General features: G+C 72.8%; 12 protein-coding genes and 1 tRNA gene. 3 read left to right on the forward strand and 10 right to left on the reverse strand.

Annotated features, from left to right (window positions below; translation table 11 throughout):
- Positions 1-169: 169 nt before the first annotated feature.
- The 7 genes from BZL64_RS16690 to BZL64_RS16720 all read right to left on the reverse strand — a co-directional run bounded on the left by BZL64_RS16690 (position 170) and on the right by BZL64_RS16720 (position 6,464).
- Positions 170-1,393, reverse strand: a complete 1,224-nt coding sequence (locus BZL64_RS16690; RefSeq protein ID WP_086769981.1) for a cytochrome P450 family protein — start codon at positions 1,391-1,393, stop codon at positions 170-172.
- Positions 1,390-2,637 (reverse strand): cytochrome P450 family protein, encoded by a 1,248-nt coding sequence (locus BZL64_RS16695; protein WP_086769982.1) that lies wholly within the window; start codon positions 2,635-2,637, stop codon positions 1,390-1,392. The genes BZL64_RS16690 and BZL64_RS16695 overlap by 4 nt, the downstream gene beginning before the upstream one ends.
- Complete coding sequence (locus tag BZL64_RS16700) at positions 2,634-3,269, reverse strand: GTP-binding protein (protein WP_086769983.1); 636 nt, start codon at positions 3,267-3,269, stop codon at positions 2,634-2,636. The genes BZL64_RS16695 and BZL64_RS16700 overlap by 4 nt, the downstream gene beginning before the upstream one ends.
- The gene (locus tag BZL64_RS16705; RefSeq protein WP_086769984.1) at positions 3,241-3,603 is read right to left on the reverse strand and encodes a DUF742 domain-containing protein; all 363 of its coding nucleotides are present in this window, start codon (positions 3,601-3,603) and stop codon (positions 3,241-3,243) included. Before BZL64_RS16705 ends, BZL64_RS16700 begins: the two co-directional genes overlap by 29 nt.
- The gene (locus BZL64_RS16710) at positions 3,600-4,022 is read right to left on the reverse strand and encodes a roadblock/LC7 domain-containing protein (protein ID WP_086769985.1); all 423 of its coding nucleotides are present in this window, start codon (positions 4,020-4,022) and stop codon (positions 3,600-3,602) included. Before BZL64_RS16710 ends, BZL64_RS16705 begins: the two co-directional genes overlap by 4 nt.
- On the reverse strand, positions 4,019-5,470 hold the full coding sequence (locus BZL64_RS16715) for an ATP-binding protein (RefSeq protein ID WP_086769986.1): 1,452 nt from the start codon (positions 5,468-5,470) through the stop codon (positions 4,019-4,021). The genes BZL64_RS16710 and BZL64_RS16715 overlap by 4 nt, the downstream gene beginning before the upstream one ends.
- A 526-nt stretch (positions 5,471-5,996) precedes the next feature.
- Positions 5,997-6,464 carry a hypothetical protein gene (locus tag BZL64_RS16720; protein WP_086769987.1) on the reverse strand — a complete coding sequence of 156 codons (468 nt, stop codon included), beginning with the start codon at positions 6,462-6,464 and terminating at the stop codon, positions 5,997-5,999.
- A gap of 456 nt (positions 6,465-6,920) precedes the next feature.
- Here BZL64_RS16720 and BZL64_RS16725 point away from each other — a divergent pair, with 456 nt between their 5' ends.
- A complete protein-coding gene (locus tag BZL64_RS16725; protein WP_086769992.1) occupies positions 6,921-7,157 on the forward strand; it encodes a hypothetical protein in 237 nt (78 codons plus the stop codon).
- A 78-nt stretch (positions 7,158-7,235) separates the two neighbouring features.
- Here BZL64_RS16725 and BZL64_RS16730 read toward each other — a convergent pair whose 3' ends face one another.
- A complete protein-coding gene (locus BZL64_RS16730; protein ID WP_086769988.1) occupies positions 7,236-7,592 on the reverse strand; it encodes an ArsR/SmtB family transcription factor in 357 nt (118 codons plus the stop codon).
- A 182-nt stretch (positions 7,593-7,774) separates the two neighbouring features.
- Positions 7,775-8,149, reverse strand: coding sequence for a hypothetical protein (locus BZL64_RS16735; RefSeq protein ID WP_086769989.1), 375 nt, complete (start codon positions 8,147-8,149; stop codon positions 7,775-7,777).
- A gap of 300 nt (positions 8,150-8,449) precedes the next feature.
- Here BZL64_RS16735 and BZL64_RS39840 point away from each other — a divergent pair.
- Positions 8,450-8,566 (forward strand) — tRNA-OTHER (locus tag BZL64_RS39840).
- A 110-nt stretch (positions 8,567-8,676) separates the two neighbouring features.
- On the forward strand, positions 8,677-9,129 hold the full coding sequence (locus BZL64_RS16740) for a flavodoxin family protein (RefSeq protein ID WP_086769990.1): 453 nt from the start codon (positions 8,677-8,679) through the stop codon (positions 9,127-9,129).
- 91 nt (positions 9,130-9,220) lie between these two features.
- Here BZL64_RS16740 and BZL64_RS16745 read toward each other — a convergent pair whose 3' ends face one another.
- Entirely contained in the window at positions 9,221-9,679 is a 459-nt protein-coding gene (locus BZL64_RS16745) for a hypothetical protein (RefSeq protein WP_086769991.1), read from the reverse strand.
- Between the last annotated feature and the right edge of the window lie 585 nt (positions 9,680-10,264).

Genomic DNA, 10,264 nt, shown 5'->3' on the forward strand with positions numbered 1-10,264 from the left:
CACCTGTGCACAGGTGAGTCCTCGGAGCCCGCGAGCGGGCACCGGCACGATTCACAGCCGGTGCGCCCGGCACGTAGATTCGAGGAGCCGCGGGGGTTCGACCGGAACGGGGGACCGGTCGCACCCCCGCGATGCCGTCCGTGCCGCCGCGACCGTGCCCCGGTCGCCGTCAGCCGCGCAGCCGGACCGGGATCGTCTGCCAGCCGCTCGCGATGAACGACGGCACCTGCTCCAGCTCCCCGGCGCCCGTGTCCAGCCGCAGCTGCGGGAACCGGTCGAACAGCGCGGGCAGCGCGGTGAGCGCCTCCATCCGGCCCAGCGGAGCACCGATGCACCGGTGGACGCCGATCCCGAAGGCCAGGTGGTCGTCCGCCCGGCGCGCCGCGTCGAAGACCTCCGCGTCGGGGCCGTAGTGCGCCGGGTCCACGCCCGCCGCCGCGTACGTCGTGACGATGGCGTCGCCGGCCGGGATCGTCACGTCGCCCACCTTCAGGTCGCTGACGGCGAACCGCAGCGGCAGCGTGGCGATCGACGGATGCAGCCGCAGCGTCTCGTCGACCACCGCGTCCCAGCCGAGGTCCCCGCGCCGTACGGCCGCCAGCTGCTCGGGCGCGCGCAGCAGCGCCACCACGGCGTTCCCGATGAGGTTCACGGTGGTCTCGAACCCGGCCCCGATGACCAGCAGCAGCGTGTACAGCAGCTCCTCGCCGCTGAGCCGGTCGCCCTCCTCGTCGCGCACCCGGATCAGTTCGGTCGTCATGTCGTCGCCGGGGTGCTCGCTCTTGTACGCGATGAGCCCGCCGAGGACCGAGCCGATCCGTTCCTGGACGCGCTCGGCGTGCTCCGGGGTGGGGTCGGTGGTGTCCATGATCGAGGCGACCAGCTGGACGTGGTCCTCCCGCATGTCCTCGGGCACGCCGAAGAGTTCGCAGATGATCCGCATCGGCAGGGGGTGGGCGAACGCGGCCTTCAGATCGGCCGTGTCCCCGCCCCGGTCGAGGCCGTCCAGCAGCTCCGCCGTGATCGTCTCCACCCGCTGCCGCAGCGACTCGGTGCGCCGGGCCGTGAAGCTCGGCGCGACCAGCCGCCGCAGCCGGGCGTGGTCGGTGCCGTACGTGGAGAGCATGTTGACCACGCCGACCCAGCCGAGGATCCAGCCCCAGGTGGGGTGTGTGCCGAGTTCCGGCCACAGCCGCCAGTGTTTGCGCGGGTCCTTGCTGACCTGCGGGTCGAGGATCAGCTCCTTGAGGGTGTCGTACCCGGTGGGCGCCCAGGCGGGGATGCCGCCGGGCAGCTCGATGGGCACGATCGGGCCGAGCGCGCGCAGCCGGGCGCTCTCGGCGTGCAGGTCGGAGCCGAACGGGTCGAGGACGATGCGGTCGGTCGTGGTCACGAGGGAACTCCTGATCGGTGTGGCCGGTCGGCGGCACGGGGGCTGAAACGGACGGGCAGTGCGGTCAGGGAGCGGTGGAAGGGACCCGGCCGCCAGGTGAGCCGCTCGCGGGGCAGCACCGGGTCGAGGTCGGGCAGCCACTGGGTGAGCCGTTCGATCGCCTCGGTGACGATCAGCAGCGTGTGCTGCTTCACCGGGCAGGCGTGCGATCCGGCGCCCCACGACAGGTGCGAGGCGTCGTTCGGAAGCCGGCCGGCCGTCACCTCCCGCTCGGCGCGGACGCCGAGTGCCCCGTACGACACCACCACGGGCACGGCGTCCCGCAGCCACACCCCGTGGAAGGAGACGGGCCTGCGGGCGTAGTAGATGCCGTAGTTGGACAGCGGTGTCTCGTGGTGCAGGACCTCGACGACCGCGTCCATGACGGGGCGGGCGCCGCTGGTGAGGGTGGAGTAGTAGAGCGGGTTGCCCAGGATCCGCGACAGGGTGTTGGACAGCAGGTTCGCGGTCGGCTCGTAACCGGCGCCGAGGGTGAGGAACACCTGCCAGGTGACCTCCTCGCCGGTGAGCCCGGCGGGGTGGCCGAGGAGCCGGCTGGGCAGGTCGTCGCCGGGCCGCTCGGCCTTGGCCGCGATCAGCTCCAGGACGTACCGGCCGTACTCGGCCTCGCCCTCGGCGGCCTGCGCGCCGCCCTCCATCATCTTGCCGAGGCCCGCCTCCAGCCGGTCGCCGGCACTGTCCGGCAGCCCGAACAGGTCGTTGAAGACCAGCGCCATCAGGGGCCGCGAGAAGTCGGCGACGAGGTCCGCCCCGCCGTGCGGTCCGATCCGGTCCACCAGCAGCCGTACCGCGCGGTGCACCCGGGCCCGCAGGTCGTGCGGCTCCACCAGGTCGAACACGTCGATGAGGGTGGTGCGGTAGCGGACGTGGGCGGCGCCGTCGGCGAACAGGGCGTTGGGCCGCCACCGCATCATGCCGAGCACGGGGGAGTCCGCGGGGACGGTCCCCTCCCAGGCGCGCGGGTCGTGCGAGAACGTCTCCTCGTCGTGCAGCACGTCCAGCGCGGCCTGCCGGTCGGTGACCAGGTACGCCGGCACACCTGGCGCCAACTCGGCCCAGCCGATGGGCCCTTGGGCGCTGAGGGCGGCGTAGTAGCGGTGCGGGTCCGACGCGAAGCCGTCCTCCCACAGCCGGACGGGAGCCGAGCGGGAGAAGTCGTGCCGGTCCGGGGGATAGGTGGTCACCGGGCCTCCGCCGGGTCGCGGGTGATCAGATGGTCGACGAGCGCGAGCAGCGCGTCGATGGAGGAGTTGGCGTCGCGCGCGTCGCAGGTCACCAGCGGTGTGGACGGCTCCAGGTCCAGGGCCCGCCGCAGCCGCTCCTCGCCGTGGTGCGTGGGCGAGTCCGGGAAGGCGTTGAAGGCGACCGCGTACGGCAGTCCGCTGTCCTCCACCAGGCCCAGCACGTCGAACGAGGCGTCGAGCCGGCGGCTGTCCACCAGGACGAGGGCGCCGAGCGCCCCGTAGGCGATGTCGTCCCACAGCGACCGGAACCGCTCCTGCCCCGGAGTGCCGAACAGGTAGAGGACCACCCCGCCGGGCAGGCTGAGCCGGCCGAAGTCGATGGCGACGGTCGTCGTGGCCTTGTCCCGTACCCCGTCCAGGTCGTCCACCCGCGCGGACGCCTCGCTGAGGTGCTCCTCGGTGTGCAGCGGCCGGATCTCGGACACCGAGTCGATCAGGGTCGTCTTGCCCACCCCGAACGGCCCCGCGACCAGGATCTTCACCAGGTCACGGGCGGTGTCGGGCTGGTGGATCGCGCCGGTGGCGCGGGGGGTGCGACGGGCGCTAGGCGTGCTTGAGGGCGCGGAGGCCATCGGCCACTCTCTTCAGCAGGTCGGGGTCGAAGCGGTCGGCGGGCGGGATCGGCGCGCGGGTGTGGATCAGCTCCCGGTCGGCGAGCCCGGCCGCCAGCACACACAGCGCGGAGACCGGCAGGCCGAGCAGCGCCGCCGCCTCCACCACCGCCAGGGAGCCGCCCTCCAGGGCGTCCAGCAGGGCGAGTTCGGCGGCGGGCAGTCCGGGCGGCACGCGCTCCTCGGTGCGGGCGAGCACCGACAGCCGCTCCAGATGCGGACGGCTGGGGCGGGCCACCCCGCCGGTCGACAGATACGCGGGAACGAGGGGACGGCCGGCCGGACGAGCGGTCATGCGGGGGCGTTGTCGTCGGCTCCTCGGGGCGCGGCCGCCATGGCCTTCTCGCCCAGCCGTGCCACCTGCGAGTGCACCCGGTGCGCCAGCAGGTCAAGCCGCACCTCGCCGTCGCCGTACGCGGCGACGCAGGTGCCGTGGTCCGTCGGCACGATCAGCACATAGCCGTGGTCGGACTCGATGACGACCTGCCGCACCTCGGCCTTGTCCCGGTCGGCGAACGCCGCCGCCGCAGTGCGGCAGGCCCCCTGCACGGTGCTGCTGATGGCGGCCACCCGCTCCGCCGACGGCTGCGACAGCGCGTCGGTGTACCCCGTCACGAGCCCGTCGCGGGTCAGCATGACGGCGGCCACCACGTGCGGTACCTGGAGGATCGGCTCCAGCGCCCATGCCGTGTCGCCCGTGTTGCGGCTGGTCATCGGGCCGCTCCCCCTTCGTCGTGGGTGTGGTCGGTGTCGTGGGCCGTCGCCGTCGGCGCGCCGGCCGCGGGTGCGGCCTCGGCGCCGGAGCGCGCCGCCGCGGTGCCGGACTGGAGCGCGCCGAGCGCCGCCGCGGCCTCCTCCGGCCGCCGGGCCGGGCGCGAGGACGCGGGCGGAGCGGACGCTTCGGGTACGGCGGCCGGGGCGGGCCGGGTCCGGCGGCGACGGCGCTGCGGCAGCCCGTCGTTCCCGTTCCCGTCGCCCTCCCCGTCTCCGTTCCCGTTCTCGTCCGTGGGCGTGTGGTGCCTCGGTGCGTCCGGTACGGCGTCCTGCGTGCCGTAGGCGTGCGTGGGGGCCGGCGCGGCGGGGCCGGACCTGCGGGTGGTGCGCGGGGCGCTCGGGGCCGGTGGCCGGTCGGCCGGGTCCAGGCGGCTCAGCAGGTGGCTGTCCACCCGCAGCACCGCGCGCACCCCGCCGTAGGGAGAGGCCGACGAGACATCGACGCCCAGGTCGAACTGGCGGGTGAGACGGCCGATCGCGGCCAGGCCCATGCGCGGCGGATCACCCAGGTCGGTGAGGAGGATGGGGGCGTCACCGGCCACCAGCCGCTGGGCGCGGTCGCGTTCGTCACGGGTCATGCCGAGGCCCGCGTCGTCCACGGTGACGCACACCCCGTGGTGGACGTGCTCCAGGCTCACCACGACGTCGGTGTCGGGCGCGGAGTGCCGCAGCGCGTTGTCGAGGAGTTCGGCGACGATGATGGCGACGGGTTCCACGGCGTGCGAGACCAGGGCAGTGCCGGGTTCCAGATGGTTGTGCACCTTGACGCGCTGATAGCCCGCGAGCCTGGCCTGGCCGCCGGTGACCGCGTCCACCAGGTGCGACTCCTCGCGCGCGAGCCCCACCCAGGCCCCGCACACCACGGCGGCGACCTGGGCGCGCCGCAGCGACTGCTCGTTCTCGTGGTCGAGCTGGAACAGGGTCTGCGCCAACTCGGGCTCGTCGTAGCGCTGTTGCAGTCGTCGCAGGGCGTCCTGGAGCCGGTAGAGGGCCGCCTGGATCTCCCGCGTGGCGCCGCGCATGCCGGCCTGTGCGGCCGCGTCGACGCGGGTGCGCTGGGAGGCCACCTCCGCCTGGAGTGCCAGAAGCACGTTCTCCAGGGCGATGCCGAGCGGGGTGCCGACCGTCAGGGGCTGGAGGGGACCGGGCACGGCCAGGTGTGGATGGGCCACCCGTTGGGCGGCGGCGGGCACCCGCCGTGCCGCGAGATGCTCGACCTCGGCGGTGAACGCCCGTAAGGAGCCGTCGAGTTGCGTACGCAGGGCGGATATCTCCGCCCGCTGCCTGGTCTGTTGCCGTCGTAACCGCAGCAGCCCGCCGCCGAGGGCGAGCGCGGACAGTGTGCCGGCGGCGAGGCCACCGGCCACCAGGTCCGGTAGTTCGATCATCGATTCGGTTCCAGGGTGGGTCGGCGTTCCGGGGAAGGGCAGGGCAGGGGTGGGCCCGAGAGGTGGGGACCGGGCACTCGGAGCACAGTACACACCGTCATCGACCGATCTCGCACGGTCGAGCAAGACTTCAGGCCGAAAGCGCCCGGTATCTGTTCGCTTCTGTGCCGACTGTCGGAATTGCCGTACGACGCAGGCGAGTTGGGCCACTCCCGAGGAGGGCCGCGCGCCGGTCCGGTCACCGCACGGTGGACGTGCTCGGGACGGGGTCCGCCCTCACCCTGTCCGGCCTCGGGCACGCCACTCCGCGACGAGCCGGGCGCGGGTCGGTGCGCGGCAGGAGGGAATCACGGTGGGCCGGGCCTGGAGGAGGCCGGACGCGCCAGTCCCCGGTGGGCGGACACGGTCGCACGGGGCCGGGTCGGCGGGAAGGCCGGTTCGTGCCGGAGCGACGCGGGGCACACGCTGGTGGTACGCGCCCGGTTCCCGCGCTCACCGGGGGCCTGGCCGGCCTCACCGCGCGGAGTCAGGCGCCCCGCGGCGGCGGGAGAACGGCCAGGGTCCCGTTGGCCTGGCGCAGCGCCAGTTCCAGGGTGGCGGGGGAGTGCAGCGCGCCCGTCCCGTCCGGCGGGATCAGCCATTCCAGGAAGCGGGCCGGCCGGTACGGCGGGGGTACCGCGACCCAGGACCCCCTGCCGACGTGTCTCAGTCCGTCGCCGATCCAGCGGCTCGCCGGGTCGGGCGGCAGGAAGAAGCCCACCCGCTGGGCCGCCGTGTCCACGAGGGTCGGCCCCGGCACGGGCAGCGTCGGCTGCCACAGCAGGTCCAGGGTGAGAAGGCCCAGGCGGTCCGGCACGCTCAGTACGTTCCAGTAGCGGCCCGCCTCCAGCAGGGTGACGCCGTGTCCCTGATCCCACTCCCGTTTGCAGTTGCGGGGGTCCGTCGAGGCGGCGGCGAGCCACTCCACGCCGCGCGCCCACATCGCATAGCTCATCATCCGGCTCCGTCCGAGGTCCGCCCGGAACCGGCGGACGCACGAGAGCGCCCCTGGACCGGCCCGGCTCGTCGGCAGCACGCCGACTCGGCATATGCATGCTGGTAGATATTTCTACGTGGCGGAAGGGGTGGCGAACCATGGCGTTTTGGTGCGGTTCGTTCGACCCTCGCGTCATTGTTCGGCCGGCCGAGGACCGAGAGCCGGGGCGGGCCGTCACCCCGCCAGGGGAGACCGAGGGTGTCCGGGAGGCTCTGCCACGGAGCCGATGGCCCGGCACGGTCGATGACCCGGAAGCCCGGAAGCCCGGAAGCCGGGAAGCCGGGAAGCCGGGAAGCCGGGAAGCCGGGAGGCGCGAAGCTGTGGGCCGGATGCCCGTCCCGGTGTGCCCGTGGCCCCCATGGGTACCCGGCAGCGGAAACGACCATGTCGACAGCACGCTGGGAGGAGGCCTACATGGCCACGGGAACAGAGACCGGCGATGTGACCGGTACGCGGGACAAGGACTACAACCTCATCTGGTACGTCGAGGCGTGCCTGAGCAACGCGCTGCGGCTGGAGACCTATATCAAGGACGCCGAACGCGACAAGGACACCGAGGTCGCGGACCTGTTCCGCAAGGCCCAGGCGGACAGCCGCAAGGGTGCGGAGATGGGCAAGGATCTGCTGCGCGCCCGCCTGAGCGGCGGCTGATCCGCGCGGCCGGCATGGGCCCGGACGCCGTACGACGCAGGTCGCGGCGGCCGGGCCCCGGTGCGGGTGGGAGAGCGGTCAGGGCAGCGGGGGTGCCGGCACCGACGGCTCCGACTGTCGCAGCTCGGCCAGCAACTCATGCTGCCCGGCGATCAGTTCGGTCAGGATGCGGCGGGCCGCGCGGAGCAGCTCGGCGACGTCACCGCCCGCCAGCGCGTAGCTGACCGTCGAGCCCTCCCGGATCGAGACGACGATCCCGGAACGCCGCAGCACGGCCAACTGCTGGGACAGGCTGGACGGTTCGATCTCGATCTCGGTGAGCAGGTCCCGCACGGCGACGGGCCCGCCCTGAAGCAGTTCGAGGACCCTGATGCGCACCGGGTGCCCCAGCATGCGGAAGAACTCGGCCTTGGCCTGATAGAGGGGGACCTGCATGGTCGATCGCTCGCTCCCTGCCGTTCTCGGGTCCTGCGTGGCGTCATGATCCTGGCGACTTCCGGCTCCGCACGCCCCGGTGATGCACTGATGTGGATGTGCCGAGATATCGAGGTGTCGAGGTGTCGAGATGAAGGAATCTTCAATTCGTGGGCGTGCGAAGCCGTTCGTCACGGAGCCGGCTACACCTCGAGTTCCGTCTCGATCCGCTTGAGCTGGTGACGGGCCATCGCGAGGTTGGACCGCCCCCGGTCCAGGACGAGGTAGATGAACAACCCGCTGCCCTGCCGCCCCTTCACCAGCCGGATGAGGTGGTACTGGGTCCCGAGGGTGATCAGGATGTCCTCGATCTCGCCCTTCAGTCCGAGGTGCTCCATCGTGCGGACCTTGGCACGGATCACGTCGGTGTTGCCGGCGGCGGCGACGGCCAGGTCGAGGTCCTTGCCGCCGCCCAGCGTGCCGAGCGCCATGCCGCTGGTGTAGTCGACGACGGCCGCGCCCAGTGCCCCCTCCACCACGGTCATCGTCTCCTTGAGGGAGATTTCCACATTGGTCATGGCGGTCCTCCTACGGCTTCTGCCGGTTGCACGGGTCCGGGCTCCTCCGGCCCCGTTCGTGTCCCGAACCGTACGGAGGGGGTCGCTCGAAAGAGTGACACCTTCCGGGACTGGCGCAAGGAACTCCGGAACGTGTGAACGAGTGCCGCACTTTGATCACAGCGGATACGGAAGCTGACCGTACGGCGGGCCAGGGGCGGCCCGAGCGTGGCCCGAGCGCGTCTCAAATGCGTTCCCCCGGTGCGGAGTTGGTGCGGCTGTAGGGTGACCGCACCGGGGTCGCGCGGCCCCGCAGGCCGTGGCGCCGTGGCAGAGCGGCCCATCGCACCGTCGCGGGGGAGACCCTCCCCGTGACGTTTGACGGGATCGGGCGGGCCTGCCCGTACTCGTCCGCGGGTTCGAATCCCGTCGGCGTCACGGTCGCCCACTCCACCGGTGCGGGCGCCCATCCCACCGGTGCGTGCGGTCGCTCCACCGGCAGGGCCGCCGCTTGCGGCGCGCCGCCCGAGCGGGCAGGGTTCGATGCCGTGGCCACCTTGCTGATCGTCCATCACACACCCTCGCCGAACTGCCAGGCGATGTTCGAAGCGGTCGTCCAGGGCGCGACGGCGCCGGAGATCGAAGGCGTCCGTGTCGTCCGCCGGGCCGCTCTCGCCGCCACCGCCTCCGACGTCCTGGCCGCCGACGGCTACCTGCTGGGCACGCCGGCCAATCTGGGCTACATGTCGGGCGCCCTCAAGCACTTCTTCGACCAGGTGTACTACCCCTGCCTCGACACCACCCGAGGCCGCCCCTTCGCCTACTACGTGCATGGCGGCAACGACGTCACCGGCGCCGTACGCGCCATCGAGGCCCTCACGACCGGCCTCGGCTGGCGCAGCGCGGCCGAGCCCGTCACCGTCACCGGTGAACCGGGCAAGGCCGACGTGGAGGCCTGCTGGGAACTCGGCGCGACGACCGCCGCCGGCCTCATGGGGTGACGGCCGCCGTGGGCCTCACGGGGTGACAGCGGCCGTCGGCCTCATGGCGTGAGGTCCGCGCCCGTCTCCGGCCCGGTTCTCGCCGCGCTCCTCAGTCCCACAGCGGGTAGGTCATGACCTTCGCGAACTGTTCCGGCCGCTGGGCCGGGTACTCCAGGACGATCCGGTCGTAGCGCTGCGTCCGCGGGTCCTTCTTCCAGGGCTGCGCCTTGTCCAGCCGTACGACGACCGGGTACGAGTGGAAGGTGCCGGCCGCGCAGTAGGGCTCGCAGTCGTTGACGACGTTGACGCCCGTGGCCTTCGCGGACCTGGCGTTCCAGTGGTCCCACTTCAGTGAGGCGAGCCGGCTGTTGCCGTCGCCGCAGGCCAGGATGAAGGCGGTGGGCCGCACCTTCGGGTGCCAGAGGCAGTCGACCAGGACGGGTGACGCGCCCGGCCGCGCGGTGGGCGGTGACGCGGCGGGTGCGGCCGAGGCCGTCCCGACCGCCGCGGTGAGTCCCAGCGCCGCACAGAGCAGCGCCGCCGTCCTCGTCGTCCTGTGTCCGCGCATAACCGCTCCCGCCCGTCTCGGGCCCCGGGCTGTGCCCCGCGCCCCGTGAGGTTTCGTACCGACGGTACGTCGCCGCGCCGACGCCGACCACTCGAACGGCCCACAGCCGCGCCCCGCCGCCGGCGCACGGGCCCGACCGCGGCGTACCAAACCCTCAGTCCGGTCCTCGGCCGAAAAGACGTGCCGAAATGCTCAACTCCCTTTGTGTCAGGGCTAATTCAGGCCGTTGTCTTGGCATTCTCATGACAAACTCACGTCCCGGATGCCACGCTGCTGCCGAACATTCACCGTTCCTTCACGCCCCCCATGGGGCGCATCCTCCACTCCCACCCCTTCGCATCCCGACGGACGCCCGCAGACCGCACCTGCCCTGCCGTGCGCGCGTTCCGGACCGTGCCCCACCCCGCCGGTCCGCCCCCACCTCGGCCCGCACGACGGGCCGACCGTCGCAGAAGGAGAAGCCGTTGTCCCGGCGACCCCGTTCCGCCCACCGGCGCAGACACGCCGCGGTCCTCGCCCTCACCACCATCGGCGCCCTGCTAGCCCTCGGCACACCCGGCGGCCCCGCCGGGTGTGCCGAGGGCT

The organism is Streptomyces bobili, assembly GCF_002154575.1.
GTDB lineage: Bacteria > Actinomycetota > Actinomycetes > Streptomycetales > Streptomycetaceae > Streptomyces > Streptomyces bobili.